Genomic DNA, 20,770 nt, shown 5'->3' on the forward strand with positions numbered 1-20,770 from the left:
CCCTCACGACCCGTTAATTATTCCAGTCTATTCCCGCGGCAGGGCACTTCTGTAACCGTAACGCAGATGCGAAGGGCCGGACCCCGTCAGAGTGACGGAGCCCGGCCCTTCAGGCACGGACAGCTCAGGTTGTTGCAGTCTCCGGCGCTGCCGTTTCCTTGGCAGCAGAATCGGCCCGGCGGCGATCAACGCGTTCGGCCTGCTTGACCAGCTGCGGTTCGCCCTGGCGCAACCATGCGTACAGCGGGGCCGCGATGAAGATGGTCGCCGCGGTACCGATCAGGATGCCAACGAAGAGGGCCAGCGAAAGATCGCGCAGGGTACCGGCGCCCAGGAGGCCGGCCCCGATGAACAGGATCGCACCGACGGGAAGGATGGCAACCATCATCGTGTTGATGGACCGGACCAGGGTCTGGTTGACGGCCAGGTTGACCTCCTCCGCAAAGGTGCGGCGGGTGGAGGCCTCGATGTCTGCGGTGTTTTCGCGGATCTTGTCGAACACCACCACTGTGTCGTACAGCGAGTAGCTGAGCACCGTCAGGAACCCGATGATGGCGGACGGCGTGACTTCGAAGTCGCTGAGGGCGTAAACGCCCGCCGTAACGAACATGGTCACGAGCATGCCGACCAAGGCCGAAAGCGACATCTTCCAGGTGCGGAAGTACAGCGCCATCAGGACCGCCGCGATGACAACGAAGATCACCAGACCCAGGAGGGCCTGCTTAGTGACATCCGCGCCCCAGGTGGGACCGACGAACGTGGAGGTCACCTCGTTGTCCGTGACGCCGTAGGCGGTGGTCAGCCCCTCCTTAATCCGGAGGGTTTCGTCATCGGTGAGCTTGTCCGTCTGGATCCGCATGGTGTTGCCGGCAACGTTGGCCACGCGGGGAATGCTGCCCTCCACAACATCCTGGACGGCCTTTTCGCCGAGGGACGCATCCGTGGTCTTCACGTTGGACACGGTGAATTCGGACCCGCCCCGGAACTCGATGCCGAGGTTGAATCCGCCCTTGGCCACCGGGAGGAGGATGGACAACGCCACGGCAACGGCCGCAATCAGGAACCAGATCTTCTTGGCGCCGACGAAGTTGTACGAGCGCTTGCCCGTGTAGAGCTCATTACCGAACGTGGCAAAATTCGTGGTCATTTACTTACCCTCCTTGGACGTGCTCTTGGAGGAACCGGCGAGCTGCTGCTGCTTTTCCGCCAGTCGGCGTTCTGCAATGGTCATCCGGCGCTCCGCTTCGGCGGCTGCTCCGGTGTTCTTGGCGCGCACCACGGCCGGCTTGTCCTCCGGTGTGCGGATCCTGCCGGCACCGCGGTAGAGAGGCACGGCGCCGAGGCGCTTCGGGTCGAGGCCGGAGAACTTGTGGCCCTCGCCGAAGAACTTGGTGCGGGCAAGGAGCTGCAGGGTCGGGTGGGTGAACATGAACACGACGATGAGGTCGGCAATGGCCGTGAGGCCCAGGGTGAATGCGAAGCCGCGTACGTTGCCCACGGCCACGAAGTAGAGAACCAGTGCTGCCAGCAGGTTCACTGCCTTCGACGCCAGGACGGTGCGCTTGGCACGCTTCCAGCCGTTCTCCACGGCGGAGACCAGGCCGCGGCCTTCGCGCAATTCATCACGGATTCGTTCGAAGTAGACGATGAAGGAGTCGGCTGTCTGGCCGATGGCCACGATGAGGCCGGCGACGCCGGCGAGTGACAGCCGGTAGTTTTCGGTCCAGCCCAGGATGGCAATGGCCAAGTAGGTCAGCGCTCCGGCAACCACGAGGGAGAAGATCGTGACAAATCCCAGCGCGCGGTACTGGAAGAGCGAGTAGACCACCACCAGGAGCAGGCCAATCAGGCCCGCGAGCAGACCCATCCGGAGCTGCTCACCGCCCAGCGTTGCGGAAATCTGCTGTTCGCTCTGGATATCGAAGCTGATGGGGAGTGCGCCGAACCGGAGCTGATCGGACAGTGCTTTCGCTGTATCCTCCGTGAAACCGCCCGTGATCTGGGGACGGCCGTCCGTGATCACTGCGAGGGAACGCGGGGCGGAGATGACCTGGTCATCGAGGACAATCGCGAACTGGGCCTTGGGATCGTTACCGGATTCGCCGCCGGCCGCCACGAAGAACTGGTACAGGCGTTCGGTGACTTCCTTGAACTTGGCGGTGCCTGCCTCGTCAAACTGGATGTTCACTGCCCATTCATTGGTGACGGCACCCTGTGCGCCCTGCTGCAGCTGGAAGGAGGAGGACTTGATGTTCGAGCCCTTCACTTCCACCGGACCCAGGATGTACTTGATGGCCGGGGACGTGGCCGTTGCAGGCTCACACGTGACCAGCGGCTTGGCGGGGTCCGAGCGCTCCTGCTTGTCCTGCGACGGGTTGTCGCAGTCCAGGGTCTCGAACTTCTTGTACACGTCCGGCGTCACCCAGTTGACGTCGCTGCTGTTGGTCGGCGCGGCCGTCGGCTTGGGCAGCTTGTCTTCCGGCGTCTGTGATTCCGCGGGCACAGCGGCGCCGGGGCCGGCCTGCAGCACGGGCCGGAAGTTCATGTCGGCGGAGGCCTGGATGAGGGCGCGGGTCTCCTTGGAAGGCGTGCCCGGGAGGCTGACCACCACATTGCGGCCGGACTGCGTACTGATTTCAGCTTCCGCCACGCCTGAGCCGTCCACGCGCTGGCGGATGATCGCAACGGCCTGGTTGAGCTGATCCTCGTTGATGTCCGAACCGCCCTCCACCTTGGGCGCCAGGATCATCTGGGTACCGCCTTCAAGGTCGAGGGCAAGCTTTGGTGCCCAGCTGGCCTGGCCGGACATGGTGCCGCCGGCGAGCACGGCTGTCATGACGGCGAGGATAACGCCGAGCCAGACCAGCACTCTGCGTGCTGAGTTTTTGGGGCCAGTACGTGCCATTGTCGATCTTTCTATTGTTTACGGAGGAGCCGCCGGGGTGAGCTGGGCTCACACACCGGCGGCAGCCCGCGGCCGTCGTTCGTTCTACTTAGCGGGACTTGGCGGGAACGCCAGACTAGCTGTCTTTCTTGCCTTCTTCGTTGAGACGCTTCAGCGATTCTTCCGGCGTCTCATTGATGGGTTCCGGGCGGTTGACGGCGTCGGCGCGGTCAGCTTCCGCAACGGTCAGGGACGAAGCATCGCCCGGAACAACGGTGGGCTCGTCGGCGACGGCGACTGGCTCAACGATCTTAGTGACGGCCTGGCGGTGCACGGTGGCCAGGTTGCCGGGGGAAAGTTCCAGCACAACCTTGTTTTCGGCTTCGTCGATCTCGACGATGCGGCCGAAGAGTCCGAAGCTTGTCATGACGTCAACGCCGACACCGAATTTCGACTGGAGCTCCGCTTGCTGCTGCTGCGTCTTCTTGTTGCGGCGGAACATCATAAAGACGAACACGCCAAGCATGACGAACAGGAGAATTGTCATTGGATCCAAGGGGAAATTCCATTCTTTTGCTTTTGTAGCCGGTATTCAGCAACCTCGGCTTTGCTCCGGCTGCGGCCCGGCGGATGGCCCGGCAACACAACGCGCTCTCCGGCGCAGCGGACATCCCAACCGGTCCAGAGCGGCTGCATGCAGCCGCGCACGGAAACAAAGACCCGAACGTGCCGAGCGTCATCCCAGTCTAAAGGGAAAGTCAGCCGGACGCTGCTATTGGCCGTTGGGGAGCCACTCCGCCACCGGTTCGACGCCGAGGTCTTCAGCTTCGAACAACGCCAGCGCTTCCTGGCCGAATACGCCTTCCGGAACCGCATAGCCAAGGTGTGTCCAGGCCGGCGCCATGGCGATGCGGCCGCGGGGTGTCCGCCCCAGCAGCCCCTCACGGACAAGGTAGGGCTCCGCAACGGTTTCCACTGTCTCCGGTTCCTCGCCCACCGCAATGGCCAGTGTGGAAAGTCCCACCGGGCCGCCGCCAAACTTGGTGATCAGGGCTTCCAGGACGGAACGGTCCAGCCGGTCCAGGCCCCTCTTGTCCACTTCGTACATGTCCAGGGCAGCCGACGCGGCCCGGGCGTCGATTTGTTCGATGCCATGAACCAGCGCCCAGTCGCGGACCCGGCGAAGCAGTCGGTTGGCAATGCGGGGCGTGCCCCGCGACCGGCCGGCGATTTCGCTGAAGCCCGCCGAATTGACCTTGAGGTCCAGAAGCCCGGCCGACCGCCTGAGGACGAGCTCGAGTTCCTCCACGGAATAGAACTCCAAGTGGCCCGTGAATCCGAACCTGTCCCGCAGCGGCCCCGGAAGGAGTCCGGCCCGGGTGGTGGCGCCCACGAGCGTGAAGGGAGGAAGTTCGAGGGGAATTGCGGTGGCGCCCGCGCCTTTACCCACCACGATGTCCACACGGAAATCCTCCATGGCCATGTACAGCATTTCCTCTGCCGGACGTGACATCCGGTGGATCTCATCCAGGAACAGGACTTCCCCTTCCGACAGGGAGGAAAGGATGGCGGCAAGGTCGCCGGCATGCTGGATGGCCGGTCCGCTGCTGATCCGCAGCGGAGCATTCATCTCTGCGGCGATGATCATGGACAGGGTGGTCTTGCCGAGGCCGGGCGGGCCGGAGAGCAGGACGTGGTCGGCACTGCGTCCGCGCATCCGCGACGCTTCCAGGACCAGTGACAACTGCTTGCGGACCCGGTGCTGGCCGACAAAGTCGTGGAGGTTCTTGGGCCGGAGGGCCGCCTCAATGACTCTTTCCTCGGGCTCCTCTCCCCCGCCCACCAGGGAGGAATCAGCCACGGCTGCCTACCCTGTTGCCCGCACGCGCGCCGTCCTGGCCCAGCCAGCGCAGCGTGGCCCGCAGGATTTCGGCCACCTGGCCGGCGGCTTCGAGTTCCGGGGAATCCGACAGTGCTTTGTCGATACTTGCCGTGGCGTCCTTCTCGGACCAGCCAAGACTCGTCATGGCCGCTACCACCTGCGGCTTCCACGGTGCGGGTGCAGATGCTGCCGGAGCCGCCGTTGCACCGGTCCCGTGCGGCACCAGTTTCCCGGCCAGTTCCAGGACGATCCTGCCGGCGACCTTGGGTCCGATTCCGGGGACTTTCGTGAAGGCCTTGCCGTCCCCGGTGTGCGCGGCTACGCGGATCGCCTCGGGATCGTGGACGGCCAGCACGGCCAGGGCAAGGCGCGGCCCTACGCCGCTGACGCTCAGCAGGACATCGAAGACCTCGCGTTCGTCGTCGCTGGCGAAACCAAACAGCGTCAGCGAATCCTCGCGCACAATAAGGGACGTGAAGAGCTTGCCCTCTTCGCCGGTGCGCAGCGCGCTCAGGGTCTGCGGTGTGGCGTTAACGCTCATGCCGGCGCCGTTGAGGTCGATCACGGCGGACGACAACCCGACGTGCGCTACGGTTCCGCGGAGAAAACTGATCAAGGCCGGGCTCCTGGGTCTACAGCAAAATGCAGCCGGCACGAAACCGGCTATCCGAACATATCTACGAATACCCTAGCAAGTGGCGCCGACATTCACCGTGCACGGCGCGCCTTGGCTTCCGCCTCAGCCCACGCACGCTGGGCCGGCGTCAGCGACTGGCTGCCGGGACCGGTAGTGGCTATGGCAGCCCCGCTCCCGGCCCGCCACGCATGCGTGATCGCCAGCGCCAGTGCATCGGCGGCGTCCGCCGGGCGGGGCGGGGCATCCAGCCGGAGGATCTTGGTGACGAGTTTCGTGACGGCGTCCTTGTTGGAGGTACCGCTGCCGGTGACGGCGGCCTTGACTTCCGACGGCGTATGCAGGGCAACGGGGATACCGCGCCGGGCGGCCGCGGCAATCACGACGCCGGACGCCTGCGCGACCCCCATCACCGTGCTGACATTGAGCTGGGAGAACACCCGCTCCACGGCCAGGACGTGGGGTTCGTAGCGGTCCAGCCAGTCGTCGATGGACGTGGCAATAACGAGCAGCCGCTGGTCCAGGCTCTCATCCGGCGACGTGCCCACCACACCGACGGCCACCATGGTGGCGCGCCGGTTCTTCTCGACGTCCACGACGCCGATGCCGCAACGGGTGAGGCCCGGGTCGACTCCCAATACTCGGAGGGTCAAGGCCGGGCCTCAGTTTCACAGCAGGGCTGCAGGATCACTCGGCTTCCAGTGCGGCCTGCACTTCGTCGCTGAGGTCGGCATTGCTGTAGACGTTCTGCACGTCGTCGAGCTCTTCCAGTGCGTCCACGAGCTTCATGAACTTCTTGGCGGCGTCGAGGTCCAGCGGAACCTCCATGGAGGGAACGAACTCCGCTTCGTCGGTGTCGTAGTCGATCCCGGCTTCCTTGAGGGCGTCACGGATGGCCTGGAGATCCTTCGGGTCGGAATGGATCTCGAAGGTTTCGCCGTTGTCCTTGACTTCTTCGGCGCCGGCGTCCAGGACGGCCATCAGGACGTCGTCCTCGCTGAGGCCGTTCTTGGGCAGCGTGACCACGCCCTTGCGGGAGAACAGGTAGCTGACGGAGCCGGGATCGGCGATGGTGCCGCCGTTGCGGGAAATAGCGAGGCGGACCTCGGAGGCAGCACGGTTCTTGTTGTCCGTGAGGCACTCGATCAGCAGCGCCGAACCCTGCGGGCCGCGGCATTCGTACATGATCTCTGTGTAGTCCACCACTTCACCGGTGAGGCCGGCGCCGCGCTTGATGGCGCGGTCGATGTTGTCCGCGGGCACGGACGTCTTCTTTGCCTTCGTGACGGCGAGTTCCAGGCTGGGGTTGCCCGCGAGGTCCGGGCCGCCCATCCGGGCAGCGACTTCGATGTTCTTGATCAGCTTGGCGAACGACTTTGCCCGGCGGCTATCAAGGATGGCCTTCTTGTGCTTGGTCGTCGCCCATTTGGAGTGGCCTGACATGCTTTACGCTTCTCCTCTGATCATTCGAATAAACAGTTGATGCACGCGCTTCTCCCCCGTCACTTCCGGGTGGAAGGAGGTGGCCAGCAGGTGGCCTGAACGCACTGCAACAATTCTAGCCGTCCCCTGCAGGGCGGCCGCATGCGAAGCATGCGCCGGGTCCGCGGGTTCCACCTGGGCCAGGACCTCCACGCCCGGGCCTACACGCTCCACCCAGGGGCCGCGGATGAAGACCGCGTGCACCGGGGCAACGCCGGAACCGGTGTCACTGAAGCCCAGCCCCTGGAACTCCAGATCGGTTTCGAAGGATTCCCGCTGCCGGCCGAACGCGTTGCGGCGGACGGTGATGTCCAGTCCGCCGAACGTCTGCTGCGGGTTCCCTGCCAGGTCAGTGGCGGGGTCTGCGATCTCGTCGGCGAGCAGGATCATGCCGGCGCAGGAGCCGTACACGGGAAGGCCTTCGGCGATGAGCTTCCGCAAGGGGTCGGCAAGGTCAAAGGCGCGTGCGAGCTTGTCGATGGCGGTGGACTCGCCGCCGGGGATGATCAGGCCGTCGATGCCGTCCAGCTCGGACGGGCGCCGGATTCCGATACCCGTGGCGCCGGTCGCCTCTGCAGCGCGCAGGTGCTCGCGGAAGTCACCCTGGAGGGCCAGGACGCCGATTCGCAGGCCTGCACCCGCGCGGGAATAGTCAATGGAAGGGGGGTTGGTCATCCAATCAGCATAGTGGTCCCCGAGTCCCGGGACGTGCCGGAACGGGCCGCCCGGCCCGGTTCCATGCCGTGACTGGGATATATTACTGAGCATGCTTTACATCAGCGTTCCGCTCGGTAAGCTCGTCCGCCGGGTCTCCCGGCTCAGGGGCGGAGGCTCTGCCCTCCCCGGCCTCGTGGTGGAGAAAATCGACCCGGGATTCATGCAGCGGACACTGTCCACCCTCCCGCTGGGCGTCGCCGTCGTCAGCGGAACGAACGGCAAGACCACCACCACCAAAATGGTGGTGGAACTGTTGGAAAGCCAGGGGCTGAAGGTCTTTACAAACCGCACCGGAAGCAACTTCACCCGCGGAGTGGCCGCGGCTTTGCTGGGCGACGTCGACTGGCGGGGCCAGCTGAAGGCGGACATCGCCGTGCTCGAGCTGGATGAGGCGCACGCCGTCCACTTCGTCAACAAGGTACCGCCGCGCTACAGCCTGCTGCTCAACGTGCTCCGCGACCAGCTGGACCGCTTCGGCGAGATCGACAAGACCGCCCAGCTCCTGCAGCACATCGCGTCAAAGACCACCGGGACAGTGGTCTTGAACCGCGAGGACCCCCGCGTCGCCCGGATCGCCGACACCCTGGACGGACCGGAGGTCCGCTACTTCGGCCTCGACGATTCCCTGCTGAGCACGTTCCCGAACGACGACGACCTGCGCGCCGGGCCCGGAAGCCCGGTGCCCGCGGCCCCCGCAAAGCCGCACGCCGACGTCGTGCTTCGCCGGGTGGGGACGGACGACGCCGATTTTGAGTACGACGGCGCCACGGTCACCACCGGGATGAAGCTCCGTGGCGTGTACAACATCTTCAACGCTGCGGCCGCGCTTGTCCTGGCCCGCTGCATCGCCGGAAACGGCGCCACTCCGACGGATCACGACGGTCTCCTTAAGGCCCTTTCACAGGTTGCGCCCGCCTTCGGCCGCGGCGAAAGCCTGGTGGTTGACGGCCTGCCCCTGGACCTGGTGCTCGTCAAGAACCCGAGCGGTTTCCGCCTGGGCCTGAAGTCCTTCCCGGCCGGCGGCTACGCCACCATGGTCGCTATCAACGACAACTACGCGGACGGCCGCGACATGTCCTGGCTGTGGGATGTGGAATTCGATTCACTGCGCGAAGGCGGCGTTGACCAGTTGACCGGTTCCCGGGCCTACGACATGGCCCTTCGCCTGCAGTACGACGACGTCGCCATCGGTGCCGTGAACCCGGAGATCGCGCCCGCCCTCGCGGCGTTTATCCGGGAGGCGAAAGGCAAACCCAAGCGCATCTTCTGCACTTACACCGCAATGCTGGCCATTCGCCGCGAGCTCGCCAAAATCACCACAGTGGAGGTGGTCTCATGAGCAAGGGAACCATTCGGGTCCTGCAGCTGTATCCGCGCGACATGAACATCTACGGCGACTGGGGCAATGCGCTGGTGCTCCAGCAGCGCCTCCGCTGGCACGGCTACACCCCGGAACTCCTCGAATACAACGTCGGCGACGAGTTCCCGTCCGGCGTTGACCTCATCGTGGGCGGCGGCGGGCAGGACAGCGGGCAGCTGGTCATCCAGGACGACCTGCTGTCCCGGGAATCGACCCTGAAGGAACTGGCCGAAGCCGGTACGCCCATGCTGCTGATCTGCGGGCTCTACCAGCTCTTCGGAAAATTCTTCAAAACCCGCACGGGATCAGTCATTCCCGGCATCGGCGTGCTGGATGTCGAAACCCACGGAACCGACGAACGCCTGATCGGGAACGTCACTGTGTCCTCGCCCGAGTTCGGCGACATCCTGGGTTACGAAAACCACAGCGGACAGACCACGCTCGGCCCCGGGGTACAGCCTCTCGGGACCACGCCGAAGGGCACCGGCAACAACAGCAAGGACGGCCAGGAAGGGGCTCGCTACCGGAACATCGTGGCCAGCTACCTCCACGGATCGCTCCTGCCGAAGAACCCGGCCATTGCCGACTTCCTGATCCGTACCGCCGTCGAACGCAAATACGGCAGCTTCAGCCCGGGGGCCCCGGATGACCGTTTTGCGGTATTGGCACGCGAACACGCCGCACGGCGGCCGCGCTAGTACCCGCCGGCTCGGTCGCCTTGCCTTTCCGGCCGCGCGAAGCGCCGGTGACGCTGTGTGACCGGCCGCGCAACGGACCGTGGGAAACTGGACCCATGGACACTGCATCCGCCGGCCTCCCGGAACACCTCCGCAACCCGTCCCGCCCGCGCGATCCAGGCGACGCCTGGGTGGAAGGTGCAGTAGGCAAATTCTGGGGCCGCTTCGGATCGGCCGGGCTCCTGGTACAGGATCCCGCCAAAGGCATCCTGCTGCAGCACCGGGCCACCTGGAGCCACCATGGCGGCACCTGGGGCCTGCCCGGCGGGGCGCTGCACCAGGGCGAAGACGCCATAGCCGGGGCACTGCGCGAAGCCCACGAAGAAGCGGCCGTCCCGCCGGACAACGTCCGCGTCCTCTTTACGTCCGTGTTCGACGTCGGATACTGGTCCTACACCACTGTGGCGGTGCGCGTCGTCGAATCCTTTGAACCGGCCATCAACGATCCGGAGAGCATCGAGCTCAAGTGGGTGCCGGCCGTTTCCGTGGAAGACCGGGAACTCCATCCGGCGTTCGCCACAGCGTGGCCGGAACTATGGCGCCGGCTGCTGCATGACCACCGCTGATTTCCCTCCCTTGATTTCCCTGAGTGTTTCTCTGACGGCGTAGCTTTGCCCGGACTACAGCCGCGAACACAGCCGTTGACATAGGTAGGCACCATGTCAGGAGGCACACCATGGCGGCAGTCAGCAGCGGAGTCAACGGAACCAACGCCACCGAAGACCCGCTGGATTCCTATTCCGCAACCGTCATCCGCGTGGCGGAAACCGTCACGCCTCACGTAGCCGCCGTCGAAATGGCCGGCACGGGACGCAACGGCCGGTACCGGGCGGGCGCAGGCTCGGCCGTTCTTTTTACCTCGGACGGCTACCTGGTGACCAACGCGCATGTGGTGGGCTCGGCGGGAAAGGGTCACGCGGTGTTTGCCGACGGCACCCGGACAGCAGTGGAAGTGGTGGGCGCCGATCCCCTGTCCGACCTCGCCGTCATCCACGGCAAGGCGCCCATGGTCCAGCCGGCCGAGTTCGGCGACGCTGAACTCCTCAAGGTGGGGCAACTGGTCATCGCGGTGGGCAATCCGCTGGGGCTCTCCGGTTCAGTGACCGCCGGAGTGGTCAGCGGCCTGGGCCGCTCCATCCCCGTGTGGTCCGGACGCAACCGCCGGGTGATCGAGGACGTCATCCAGACCGACGCCGCGCTCAACCCCGGCAACTCCGGAGGAGCCCTGGCGGACGCACGGGCCAGGATCGTGGGCATCAACACGGCGGTCGCCGGAGCGGGACTCGGACTGGCGGTTCCCATCAACGCCACCTCGCGCCGGATCATCGCCTCCCTCCTTTCGGACGGAAGGGTACGGCGCGCCTACCTCGGCCTCGTGAACACGCCCGTGCAGCTTCCCGTCAGTTCGGTGGTCCGAACCGGCCACCGTGACGGACTCCTGGTGGTGGAGGTGCTTCCCGGGTCCCCTGCCGAACGTGCAGGCCTGCGCGCCGGGGACGTACTGCTGAGCGTCGGGCGGAAGTCCGTTTCGAATGCGGAGAGTCTCCAGAAACTGCTCTTTTCGGAGGCCATCGGGGCGCCATTGGACATTTCAGCACTCCGGGACGGCAGGGAGTTGCAGGTTGTGGCCGTGCCGGACGAAATGAGCGCGCCGTAACATTCGCGGACTCTTGGGGGCGGAACGATGCCGAACGCCCGAAACGGCGCACATTTCACACAAGCCCGACAGAGGCAGATGATGAGCCTGTCCCGCCACGAGAATACCGCAATCCCGGATGTAATAAAGCCCTGCGCCTATTCTGATTCGGGTCACACCGCTATCGTTGTTAGTGGACATTCCCCTGTTTACAGCAACGTGGCGGACAGGCGATGTTCCGGCATTACAGCCGGGTTACCGGACCACTGTTCCTGGAACCCGGATAATGGGGTATTGGGGTAGGCACCGGGGGGTGCCCTCATATCGATACCGTGCACCGACGCCGCTATTTCGCAGCGCGGGGTGCGGGGGTTCCCAAAAGCGGCAGGACTCTGCATTGCCGCGATGAATCGAGTCGCCAAAAATGGGGCACAAGCTGATTCACGGAACGTATCGCCGTCAAAATTTGGGGCCACAAACCGCAGGCAAGCATTCGAACAGGAATCTTGAGTCCGGCACCGTCCGCACATGGCGCACCGGAAGTCATGCTACTCAGCACCGGGATTCCGCCTGCCCGGATCAGCCTGCTGCCTTCACCAGGAATGAACCACAGTTAGGACGATCTCATGAAGAGGTCAATGGGACTACTCGCATCAACCCTGCTGGCCGCAGGTCTTGGTATCGGGGGGACGGCAATGGCTGCCGGACCCGCCGCAGCGGATACGGGACTGCAGTCCGTCACGATTTCCGCTGAGAACTACCAGAGCTACACGGACCACAAGAGGGACGATGACAAGCGGGACTGGCGTCACGACCGCAGGTGGTGTGAGCGGAACGGCTACTGGCACCACCACAGGGGTGACAGGGACCATCGGGGTGGCTGGCACTTCCACAGCTATTGCGACGACGACCATCGCCGCGGCCACCGCTAGGCCGCCAGCGGCCGCCTGAGCAGCCGGTCTGACCGGCCGGTCCGAGGCGGCACGGGAGGGGCACCGCATCACAGCGATGCCCCTCCCTTGGGGCGCCACGCCCTTCCAGTTCTGGCGATCGAATGCCAGAGTCAATCCATGAACACCTGGGATCCACAAGGTGCCGGCATCGTCAGGTTCCCCTCCGGACGACTCATCCGCGGCCGGGGACTGCGCCGGCCGCTGCCGCCGGGTCCCGACCCCGACTTCGCCGTGTACCTTCTCGGCAGGCGCCCGGCCCACGCGGGGTGGGAGCAACGGTGGGTGCGCTGGCCGGATTTCTGGCTGCCGGTCGACGAAACCGATGCCATGGATGCCCTGCGGGAAGCATGGCTGCGGGCGGAAGCGGAGCGCGTTGAAATCGCCTGCCAGGGCGGTCGAGGCAGGACAGGAACGGCCCTCGCCTGCCTCGCCGTTATGGACGGCATCCCGCCCGGGCAGGCGGCGACGTTCGTACGTGAGCAGTACGGGCGGGCGGTGGAGGCCCCCTGGCAGCACTGGTTCATCAGGCATGTTGCCCGCAAGATCAAGTGACCCGGCAGCACCTGCCGCCGTCTCTACCGCTCCTCGGAAATGATCAGTTCCCGTGCACCCGCGGCGGCGGCACCCATGGATTCCACCACCGTCCTGGTCCTCAACCGCGTGGCAGCGTCAGCTTCGGCGCCGGCACACGGCCCCTGCGGCGCGTCCGCAGCCACGGAACACCACCGGTAGGGGTCACGGACGATCACCGAGGGCACCCATGCCAGATCTGATGCCCGCCAGTTTCCGGATTCGTCCTGGCTGAACTGCGCCCGCACCAGAAGGCCTTCATTGTTCACCACATACCAGGGGGACAGTTCGGTGACGCCGTTGCCCAGCCCGTAGACGATCCACGTCCCTTTGTAGTTCTCAATAGGCAGCACCGAGTGCGTGTGGTGGCCATAGATCATGGTGAACTCGCCGCTGTCCACCAGGGCATGTGCCGTGTCCTGCTGCTGGGCGTTCGGGGCGCTGGCGTATTCGTCACCGGCGTGCATCACTCCGAGCACGATGTCCGCGCCCAGCGCCCTGGCCTTCTTCGCCTTGGCAATCATCGCCGGAGCGTCCAGCATGTCCACCTGCCATGCTTGCTCGGGGTATTGCCCGTTCAGGCCGTAGGCGGCCTCGATCACGGCTATCCGGGCGGCATTGGTTTGCAGGATCAGGATGCCCTGCGAGTCGGCCTCGGTCCGGTAGGAGCCGGTGTGTTTCAGGCCCGCGGCGTCCAGGGCGTCGAGTGTCCGGATGAGGCCGTTGGTTCCCTGGTCGATGGTGTGGTTGCTGGCCGTGGTGCAGGCCTGGTAGCCGACGTCCTTCGACGCCGTGATGATCTGCGGCGGCACGTTGAACGACGGATAAGCCGAGAAGGGACCCTCCGGGTCCGCGACCGGAGTTTCCTGGTGGCAGATGGCGAGGTCGCTTGCCCCGATATACGCCCGCTGGCCTTCGAGCAACGGGGTGAAATCAAGCCCGGGCTTTCCGAGCGCAGCCGCATCGGCACGGGCCTGGTCCCATAACTGGGCATGCACCAGCATGTCCCCGGTGACCAGCACCGACGTGCACCGGACCGCGGCGCAGGCCGGCCCTTTGCCCGGCGTCGGCTCCGGAGAGGGGGCCGGCACCTCCGGTGCAGCTGACGACGGCGGCACCGCGGCCGCCGTCGTGCTTGCCCCATCTGCGGGACGCTGGCCTGCGCCCTGTTCCGCGATGACGCCGCACGCCGACACGATGAGCAGCAGGACGGCAGCGCCAAGTGCCGCGACAGCCCGTCCCGCGGTTGATTTTCGGTAGCACCCTTGCGACTCCCCCATGGCCGCCATCCTACGGCGGAGCATCCCGGAACCCCGAAAAATCACCATTGAGAACCGCCCCGTTACATGAAAGGGTTGCTTCATGACCAACCCCCTCCTGAGTCCCAGCCCTTTGCCGTTCGGGCTCCCCCCGTTTGCCGAGATTGATGAGTCCCACTATTCCGAGGCGGTCCGTGCCGGCCTTGCAGAGCACCTGGCTGAGATCCAGGCAATCGTGGACAACTCCGAACCTGCGACCTTCGAAAACACGGCCTTGGCCATGGAGCGCTCGGGCCAGCTCCTCCAACGCGCCGCGGCTTCGTTCTTCACCTTGGTCTCTGCCGACGCCTCGGACGGAATCCGCGCCCTCGAGACCGAGCTGTCTCCCGAGTTTTCCGCCCATCAGGACGCCGTCTACATGAACCGGGGGCTCTTTGACCGGTTCTCAGCCGTGGACACCGCCGGGCTCGACGAAGAATCCGCGAGGCTCGTGGAGGAGTACCTCAAGGAGTTCCGCCAGTCCGGCATCCAGCTCGATGACGCGGGGCAGGAACGGCTCAGGACGGTTAACGCAGAGCTGTCCAGGCTTGGCACTGAATTCGGCCAGCGCACCAAGGAGGCCATGAAGACCTCCGCCCTGCTTCTGGACGACGCCGCTGAACTGTCCGGGTTACCGGCAGACGACGTCGCCAGCGCCGCAGAAGCAGCCCGAGCGGCGGGGCACGACGGGAAATACCTGCTGACGCTCATCCAGCCAAGCAACCAGCCCGCCATGGCGTCCCTGGAAAACCGCGAGGTCCGGCGCCGCCTCTACCAGGCATCCATCAGCCGCGGAAGCAGCGGAGGCGCCCTCGACGTCCTGGACCTGGTGAAATCGCTGGTGGCGCTCCGCGCAGAGAAGGCCCGGCTGCTGGGCTTCGCCAACTATGCCGAGCTCACCGTGGACCGGCAGACCGCCCCGGATTTCGAAGCCGTGCAGACCATGATGAACCGGCTGGCGCCCGCCGCGGTCCGGAATGCCGACGCCGAGGCGGCAGCCCTCGCCGAGGTGGCGGGCCACCCCCTGGAGGCCTGGGACTGGGCATACTATTCGGCGAAAGTCCGGCGCGAGCGGTACAGCGTGGACGAGCAGGCGTTGCGCCCCTACTTCGAACTGGACAGGGTGCTGCGCGACGGCGTTTTCTTTGCCGCCACCTCCCTGTACGGGGCCACCTTCCACGAACGCACCGACCTCCAGGGCTACCACCCCGACGTCCGGGTCTGGGAAGTCCGCAACGCGGACGGCTCCGAACTGGGCCTGTTCCTGGGCGACTACTACTCGCGTGAATCCAAACGAGGCGGTGCCTGGATGAACTCACTGGTGGACCAGTCCGCGCTACTGGGTACGCAGCCCGTGGTGATCAACAACCTGAACATTTCCAAGCCGCCGGCCGGAGAGCCCACGCTGCTGACCCTGGACGAACTCCGGACCGCCTTCCACGAATTCGGGCATGCCCTGCACGGACTGTTTTCCAACGTGACGTACCCCCGGTTCTCCGGCACCGCCGTTCCGCGGGACTTCGTGGAGTATCCGTCTCAGGTCAATGAAATGTGGATCATGTGGCCGGAAGTGCTGGCCAGCTATGCCCGGCACCACGTTACCGGCGAGCCCCTGTCCCAGGACATCGTTGACCGGCTCAACGAGTCGCAGCTGTGGGGCGAAGGTTTCGGCACCACGGAATACCTGGGCGCTGCGCTCCTGGACCTTGCCTGGCATGTCCTGGACGAATCCGGCGTCCCGGCGGATGTCCTGGCGTTCGAAGCCAAGGCCCTTGCGGCGGCCGGGGTGGCGCACCACCTGATACCGCCGCGGTACCGCACCGGCTATTTCCAGCACATCTTCGCGGGGGACGGCTACGCCGCGGGGTACTACTCCTACATTTGGAGCGAGGTGCTGGATGCCGACACCGTGGACTGGTTCAAGGAAAACGGAGGACTCAACCGGGCCAACGGTGACTTCTTCCGGGCCGAACTGCTCTCCCGCGGCAACAGCCGCGAACCGCTGGATTCGTTCCGGGCCTTCCGCGGCCGGGACGCCCGGCTGGAGCCGCTGCTGAAACGCCGCGGATTGGACTGACCCTTCACCGATTGCTCCGTAGACGCCGTTTTGGGCGCTGATAAGGGCAGTTACGGAGCAATCGACGGGGAAACGAACGACGGCGGCGGGCCACCTTTGAAAGGTGGCCCGCCGCCGTCGTACTGCTTTGGAGCTGTTACCAGCCGCGCTCGGCGAGGCGGTGCGGCTGCGGGATCTCGTCCACGTTGATGCCGACCATGGCCTCGCCCAGGCCGCGGGAGGCCTTGGCGATGACGTCGGGGTCGTCGAAGAAGGTGGTGGCCTTCACGACGGCGGCGGCACGCTGGGCCGGGTTGCCGGACTTGAAGATGCCGGAGCCGACGAACACGCCGTCAGCGCCGAGCTGCATCATCATCGCGGCGTCAGCGGGGGTGGCGATGCCGCCGGCGGTGAACAGGACCACGGGGAGCTTGCCGGCTGCGGCAACTTCCTTGACCAGTTCGTACGGGGCCTGCAGTTCCTTGGCCGCAACGTACAGCTCGTCCTCGGGCAGGGCCGCGAGCTTGGCGATCTCGGAGCGGATCTGGCGCATGTGCCCGGTGGCGTTGGAGACGTCCCCGGTGCCGGCCTCGCCCTTGGAGCGGATCATCGCCGCGCCCTCGTTGATGCGGCGCAGCGCCTCACCGAGGTTGGTGGCACCACAGACGAAGGGAACCTTGAAGTTCCACTTGTCGATGTGGTTGACGTAGTCGGCCGGGGTCAGGACCTCGGACTCGTCAATGTAATCCACGCCGAGGGACTGCAGGACCTGGGCCTCGACGAAGTGGCCGATCCGGGCCTTGGCCATGACCGGCACGGACACAGCGTCGATGATCTTGTCGATCATGTCCGGATCGGACATGCGGGACACGCCGCCCTGGGCCCGGATATCGGCCGGAACGCGTTCCAGCGCCATGACGGCCACGGCACCGGCGTCTTCGGCGATGCGGGCCTGTTCGACGTTGACGACGTCCATGATGACGCCGCCCTTGAGCATCTCTGCCATGCCGCGCTTGACGCGGTTGCTGCCCGTGACGCTGTTGGCGGACGAGCCGGCTTCGCTGCTTACATCAGGTGTAGACACAAAAACCCCTATGGGTAGCTAGATGTTACGTAGATCCGGTCTCTCGGTCCCGGCGCAGGCGGCGGCACAGACGGGAAAAGCCACGCCGCGCACACACCGGATTACCGGATCCAATGACCAGGTACAGCTAATACTAGTCCCACGCCGCGACGCAGCTGAATTCGGGTTACCCCGGCAGCCCGGTCTCTTCAAGCGACTGCCGGTGGACGGTGGCGATCCGCTGGACCATGGTGACCAGGCTGGCGGCGGCCAGGAGGATCAGCGTCACCAGCAGGACCACACTGGGGAGCCCGATCCCGGTGAATCCGGTGACTACCAGCACGGACACCAGCCGCTCGGCGCGCTCGGCAATGCCCACGTTGGCGTGGAAACCCAGGGCTTCCGCCTTGGCCCGCGCATACGACACCACCATGCCAAGCACCAGGCACACGACGGCGGCGACGGCGATCCCGCGGTCCGCGCCTCCCGTGAAGTACCAGATGGCAAGGCCGGCAAAGAGTGCGCCGTCGGCAACCCTGTCCAGGGTGGAATCCAGGAAGTTCCCCCAGCGGCCGCCGCGCTCCTGCATCCGCGCCATGATGCCGTCGAGGACGTCGGAGAAAATGAAGGCCGTAATAAACAGCGTGCCCCACCACAGCTGGCCCAACGGATAGAACACCAGTGCGCCCACCACGACGCCGGCCGTGCCCACGATGGTGATGGCGTCCGGCGAAACGCCGACCTTCAGGAGCCAGCGCGCCAGCGGGGAGAACAGCGCGGTGAAGAACCCGCGGGCATGCCGGTTAAGCATGTTCGTCTTCCGGCCAGGCCTCGGCGACCTGTTGGCGGACCTCGCCGAGCGTCTGCGTGATCGCTTTTGTCTGGGCGATGATGGGGAAGAAGTTTCCGTCCCCTCCCCAGCGCGGGACCACGTGCTGGTGCAGGTGCCCCGCGATACCGGCCCCGCCCACCACGCCCTGGTTCATCCCGAGATTGAAACCACCGGGGTTGGAGACCTTCCGCAGGACCCGCATGGAGGTCTGCGTCAGTGCTGCGAATTCCGCCGTTTCCTCCACGGTCAGGTCCGTGTAATCCGGAATATGGCGGTAGGGGCAGATCAGCATGTGTCCCGGGTTGTACGGAAACAGGTTCAGCACCACGTAGGCGGTGCGCCCGCGGTAAACAATGAGGGAGTCTTCGTCGCTGCGGGCCGGGGCCACACAGAACGGGCAGTCATCCTTGTTCTTGAACTGGTGCTGCCCGCCCTTGATGTAGGCCATGCGGTGCGGGGTCCACAGGCGCTGAAAAGCGTCCGGAACTCCGGCCAGACCGAATTCATCGGTCACGTCGCCGTCGCCCGGATATCCCCCGCCAGCGCCTGTGTTCTCCTGCACGTCGCCTGCCATTCCGCTTCGCTAGCTGGTCCGGTTGCGGACGGCTTCGACAATCCTCTGGACAGCCTCGGACACCGGTACGCCGTTGTCCTGGCTGCCATCGCGGAACCGGAAGGACACCGCTCCCGCCTCGGCATCCTCGCCGCCAGCGATCAGGACGAACGGAATCTTGTCTTTGCTGGCGGTGCGGATCTTCTTGGGGAACCGGTCGGAGGAGATGTCCACTTCGGCCCGGATGCCTGCAGCCTTGAGCTGGTCGACGACGTCGAACATGTAGTCGTTGAAAGCTTCCGCCACGGGAATGCCTACAACCTGTACGGGTGCGAGCCATGCCGGGAAAGCGCCGGCGTAGTGTTCCGTCAGCACGCCCATGAACCGTTCCACCGAACCGAACAGGGCGCGGTGGATCATCACCGGACGCTGGCGGGTGCCGTCGGCGGCCTGGAACTCGAGCTCGAAGCGCTCAGGCAGGTTGAAGTCCAGCTGGATCGTTGACATCTGCCAGGTGCGGCCGAGCGCGTCCTTTGCCTGGACGGAGATCTTGGGGCCGTAGAACGCGGCTCCGCCCGGATCCGGGACGAGCTCCAGGCCGGAGGCTTCGGCCACCTCGGCGAGGGTGCGGGTGGCTTCCTCCCAGGTGGCGTCGTCGCCCACGAACTTGTCTTCGTTCTTGGTGGAGAGCTCCAGGTAGAAGTCGTCCAGGCCATAGTCCTTGAGCAGGCCCAGCACGAAGTTCAGCGTGGTGGTGAGCTCGTCCTTCATCTGTTCGCGGGTGCAGTAGATGTGGGCGTCGTCCTGTGTCATGCCGCGCACACGGGTCAGGCCGTGCACCACGCCGGACTTCTCGTAGCGGTACACCGAACCGAATTCGAAGAGCCTCAACGGCAGCTCCCGGTAGGAGCGTCCCCTCGAGCGGAAGATCAGGTTGTGCATGGGGCAGTTCATCGGCTTCAGGTAGTAGTCCTGGCCGGGCTTGCGCACGGTGCCGTCCTCGTTCAGTTCCGCGTCGATGTGCATCGCCGGGAACATGCCCTCCTTGTACCAGTCCAGGTGGCCTGAGACTTCGTAGAGGTGCCCCTTGGTGATGTGCGGGGTATAGACGAACTCGTACCCGGCGTCGACGTGGCGCTGGCGGGAGTAGTCCTCCATCGCCTTGCGGATGATGCCGCCCTTGGGGTGGAACACCGGCAGGCCGGAGCCCAGCTCGTCCGGGAAGGAGAACAGGTCCAGCTCGGCGCCGAGCTTGCGGTGGTCGCGGCGTTCAGCCTCGGCGATGCGCTCCTGGTAGGCCTTCAGGGCGTCCTTGGTGGGCCAGGCGGTGCCGTAAATGCGCTGCAGCTGCTGGTTGTTCTGGTTGCCCAGCCAGTAGGCGGCCGAGGACCGGGTCAGGGCGAAGGCGTTGGAGATGAGCTTGGTGTTGGGCAGGTGCGGGCCGCGGCACAGGTCGCACCAGACGCTGTCGCCGCTCTTGCGGTCCACGTTGTCGTAGATGGTGATGTCTCCGGCACCCACCTCGACGTTGACGCCTTCACCGGCGTCGGCGGCGTTGTTCTTCTTGCCCAGCAGTTCGAGCTTGTAGGGCTCGTTCTTCATGGCCTCGCGCGCCTCGTCATCGGACACCACGCGGCGGACGAACTTCTGGTTCTGGTTGATGATTTTGAGCATCATCTTTTCGAGGGTCTTCAGATCCTCCGGAGTGAACGGCTCGGCGACGTCGAAGTCGAAGTAGAACCCGTCCGTGATGTAGGGGCCGATGCCGAGCTTGGCGTCAGGGCGAAGCTGCTGGACGGCCTGGGCCATGACGTGGGCAGTCGAGTGCCGGAGGACGTTGAGTCCGTCCGGGGAATCGATGGTGACGCCTTCAATGTCCGCGCCCTCGGGGAGCGGCTGGTCAAGGTCTTTAAGTTCGCCGTTAACTCGGGCCACTACGACGTCGCGACGCTCAAAAAAGAGTTCCGCGCCGGTGGTCCCGGTAGTCACCTTGGTCTCTTCGCCGTCGACGATGAGGGTGATCTGCTGGGCATCTGACACGGGTGTCTCCTATTCAAAGTTAAGGCTTCGTAGCTTGTGGCGTACGGGGACCACAGCCAGCCTCGTCCATGCT

20 protein-coding genes are annotated in these 20,770 nt (G+C 65.2%); 7 read left to right on the forward strand and 13 right to left on the reverse strand.

The genetic code is table 11. From position 1 onward, the window contains the following. Positions 1 to 124: 124 nt before the first annotated feature. The 8 genes from secF to pdxT all read right to left on the reverse strand — a co-directional run bounded on the left by secF (position 125) and on the right by pdxT (position 7,557). A complete protein-coding gene (gene secF, locus TV39_RS11815) occupies positions 125 to 1,147 on the reverse strand; it encodes a protein translocase subunit SecF (RefSeq protein ID WP_043481880.1) in 1,023 nt (340 codons plus the stop codon). Next, complete coding sequence (gene secD / locus TV39_RS11820; RefSeq protein WP_043481883.1) at positions 1,148 to 2,905, reverse strand: protein translocase subunit SecD; 1,758 nt, start codon at positions 2,903 to 2,905, stop codon at positions 1,148 to 1,150. A 115-nt stretch (positions 2,906 to 3,020) separates the two neighbouring features. After that, complete coding sequence (gene yajC / locus TV39_RS11825; protein WP_043481886.1) at positions 3,021 to 3,431, reverse strand: preprotein translocase subunit YajC; 411 nt, start codon at positions 3,429 to 3,431, stop codon at positions 3,021 to 3,023. Positions 3,432 to 3,656: 225 nt separating this feature from the next. Continuing rightward, positions 3,657 to 4,745 (reverse strand): Holliday junction branch migration DNA helicase RuvB, encoded by a 1,089-nt coding sequence (gene ruvB, locus TV39_RS11830; protein WP_043481890.1) that lies wholly within the window; start codon positions 4,743 to 4,745, stop codon positions 3,657 to 3,659. Beyond that, the gene (gene ruvA / locus TV39_RS11835; RefSeq protein ID WP_043481892.1) at positions 4,738 to 5,382 is read right to left on the reverse strand and encodes a Holliday junction branch migration protein RuvA; all 645 of its coding nucleotides are present in this window, start codon (positions 5,380 to 5,382) and stop codon (positions 4,738 to 4,740) included. The genes ruvB and ruvA overlap by 8 nt, the downstream gene beginning before the upstream one ends. A gap of 92 nt (positions 5,383 to 5,474) precedes the next feature. Beyond that, the gene (gene ruvC, locus TV39_RS11840; RefSeq protein WP_043481895.1) at positions 5,475 to 6,053 is read right to left on the reverse strand and encodes a crossover junction endodeoxyribonuclease RuvC; all 579 of its coding nucleotides are present in this window, start codon (positions 6,051 to 6,053) and stop codon (positions 5,475 to 5,477) included. 34 nt (positions 6,054 to 6,087) lie between these two features. Continuing rightward, entirely contained in the window at positions 6,088 to 6,843 is a 756-nt protein-coding gene (locus tag TV39_RS11845) for a YebC/PmpR family DNA-binding transcriptional regulator (protein WP_043481897.1), read from the reverse strand. 3 nt (positions 6,844 to 6,846) lie between these two features. Then, entirely contained in the window at positions 6,847 to 7,557 is a 711-nt protein-coding gene (pdxT, locus tag TV39_RS11850; RefSeq protein WP_043481899.1) for a pyridoxal 5'-phosphate synthase glutaminase subunit PdxT, read from the reverse strand. A gap of 91 nt (positions 7,558 to 7,648) precedes the next feature. Between pdxT and TV39_RS11855 the strand changes: the two genes are divergently transcribed. From TV39_RS11855 to TV39_RS11880, 6 genes are all read left to right on the forward strand, one after another. Further along, complete coding sequence (locus tag TV39_RS11855; protein WP_043481901.1) at positions 7,649 to 8,938, forward strand: Mur ligase family protein; 1,290 nt, start codon at positions 7,649 to 7,651, stop codon at positions 8,936 to 8,938. Further along, complete coding sequence (locus tag TV39_RS11860; RefSeq protein WP_043481903.1) at positions 8,935 to 9,657, forward strand: type 1 glutamine amidotransferase; 723 nt, start codon at positions 8,935 to 8,937, stop codon at positions 9,655 to 9,657. Before TV39_RS11855 ends, TV39_RS11860 begins: the two co-directional genes overlap by 4 nt. A gap of 95 nt (positions 9,658 to 9,752) precedes the next feature. Further along, complete coding sequence (locus tag TV39_RS11865) at positions 9,753 to 10,262, forward strand: NUDIX domain-containing protein (RefSeq protein WP_043481906.1); 510 nt, start codon at positions 9,753 to 9,755, stop codon at positions 10,260 to 10,262. Positions 10,263 to 10,372: 110 nt separating this feature from the next. Further along, entirely contained in the window at positions 10,373 to 11,353 is a 981-nt protein-coding gene (locus TV39_RS11870) for a S1C family serine protease (RefSeq protein WP_043481908.1), read from the forward strand. A gap of 605 nt (positions 11,354 to 11,958) precedes the next feature. Then, entirely contained in the window at positions 11,959 to 12,264 is a 306-nt protein-coding gene (locus TV39_RS11875; RefSeq protein ID WP_043481910.1) for a hypothetical protein, read from the forward strand. Between the two features lie 138 nt (positions 12,265 to 12,402). Beyond that, entirely contained in the window at positions 12,403 to 12,837 is a 435-nt protein-coding gene (locus TV39_RS11880) for a protein-tyrosine phosphatase family protein (protein ID WP_043481912.1), read from the forward strand. A 23-nt stretch (positions 12,838 to 12,860) separates the two neighbouring features. On the opposite strand, the gene TV39_RS11885 is transcribed toward TV39_RS11880, so the two are convergent. After that, positions 12,861 to 14,135: a CapA family protein gene (locus TV39_RS11885; RefSeq protein ID WP_235347371.1), complete on the reverse strand. Its 1,275-nt coding sequence runs from the start codon at positions 14,133 to 14,135 to the stop codon at positions 12,861 to 12,863. 82 nt (positions 14,136 to 14,217) lie between these two features. Between TV39_RS11885 and TV39_RS11890 the strand changes: the two genes are divergently transcribed. Beyond that, a complete protein-coding gene (locus TV39_RS11890) occupies positions 14,218 to 16,230 on the forward strand; it encodes a M3 family metallopeptidase (RefSeq protein WP_043481914.1) in 2,013 nt (670 codons plus the stop codon). Between the two features lie 136 nt (positions 16,231 to 16,366). Here the strand turns inward: TV39_RS11890 and pdxS are convergent, their stop codons facing one another. The 4 genes from pdxS to thrS all read right to left on the reverse strand — a co-directional run bounded on the left by pdxS (position 16,367) and on the right by thrS (position 20,697). After that, entirely contained in the window at positions 16,367 to 17,293 is a 927-nt protein-coding gene (gene pdxS / locus TV39_RS11895; RefSeq protein WP_043481916.1) for a pyridoxal 5'-phosphate synthase lyase subunit PdxS, read from the reverse strand. 166 nt (positions 17,294 to 17,459) lie between these two features. After that, a complete protein-coding gene (pgsA, locus tag TV39_RS11900) occupies positions 17,460 to 18,083 on the reverse strand; it encodes a phosphatidylinositol phosphate synthase (RefSeq protein ID WP_043481918.1) in 624 nt (207 codons plus the stop codon). Continuing rightward, entirely contained in the window at positions 18,076 to 18,666 is a 591-nt protein-coding gene (locus TV39_RS11905) for an HIT family protein (protein WP_043482227.1), read from the reverse strand. Before TV39_RS11905 ends, pgsA begins: the two co-directional genes overlap by 8 nt. Positions 18,667 to 18,687: 21 nt before the next feature. Then, positions 18,688 to 20,697: a threonine--tRNA ligase gene (gene thrS / locus TV39_RS11910; protein WP_043481920.1), complete on the reverse strand. Its 2,010-nt coding sequence runs from the start codon at positions 20,695 to 20,697 to the stop codon at positions 18,688 to 18,690. Positions 20,698 to 20,770: the final 73 nt, after the last annotated feature.

It is taken from the genome of Arthrobacter sp. SPG23, from assembly GCF_000876655.1.
Taxonomy (GTDB): Bacteria; Actinomycetota; Actinomycetes; order Actinomycetales; family Micrococcaceae; genus Arthrobacter.

Bases quoted from the DNA above. Each gene is read 5' to 3' on its own strand.
- secF (WP_043481880.1), bottom strand. From the start codon at position 1,147: ATGACCACGAATTTTGCCACGTTCGGTAATGAGCTCTACACGGGCAAG.
- secD (WP_043481883.1), bottom strand. From the start codon at position 2,905: ATGGCACGTACTGGCCCCAAAAACTCAGCACGCAGAGTGCTGGTCTGG.
- yajC (WP_043481886.1), bottom strand. From the start codon at position 3,431: ATGACAATTCTCCTGTTCGTCATGCTTGGCGTGTTCGTCTTTATGATG.
- TV39_RS11845 (WP_043481897.1), bottom strand. From the start codon at position 6,843: ATGTCAGGCCACTCCAAATGGGCGACGACCAAGCACAAGAAGGCCATC.
- pdxT (WP_043481899.1), bottom strand. From the start codon at position 7,557: ATGACCAACCCCCCTTCCATTGACTATTCCCGCGCGGGTGCAGGCCTG.
- TV39_RS11855 (WP_043481901.1), top strand. From the start codon at position 7,649: ATGCTTTACATCAGCGTTCCGCTCGGTAAGCTCGTCCGCCGGGTCTCC.
- TV39_RS11860 (WP_043481903.1), top strand. From the start codon at position 8,935: ATGAGCAAGGGAACCATTCGGGTCCTGCAGCTGTATCCGCGCGACATG.
- TV39_RS11865 (WP_043481906.1), top strand. From the start codon at position 9,753: ATGGACACTGCATCCGCCGGCCTCCCGGAACACCTCCGCAACCCGTCC.
- TV39_RS11870 (WP_043481908.1), top strand. From the start codon at position 10,373: ATGGCGGCAGTCAGCAGCGGAGTCAACGGAACCAACGCCACCGAAGAC.
- TV39_RS11875 (WP_043481910.1), top strand. From the start codon at position 11,959: ATGAAGAGGTCAATGGGACTACTCGCATCAACCCTGCTGGCCGCAGGT.
- TV39_RS11880 (WP_043481912.1), top strand. From the start codon at position 12,403: ATGAACACCTGGGATCCACAAGGTGCCGGCATCGTCAGGTTCCCCTCC.
- TV39_RS11885 (WP_235347371.1), bottom strand. From the start codon at position 14,135: ATGGGGGAGTCGCAAGGGTGCTACCGAAAATCAACCGCGGGACGGGCT.
- TV39_RS11890 (WP_043481914.1), top strand. From the start codon at position 14,218: ATGACCAACCCCCTCCTGAGTCCCAGCCCTTTGCCGTTCGGGCTCCCC.
- pgsA (WP_043481918.1), bottom strand. From the start codon at position 18,083: ATGCTTAACCGGCATGCCCGCGGGTTCTTCACCGCGCTGTTCTCCCCG.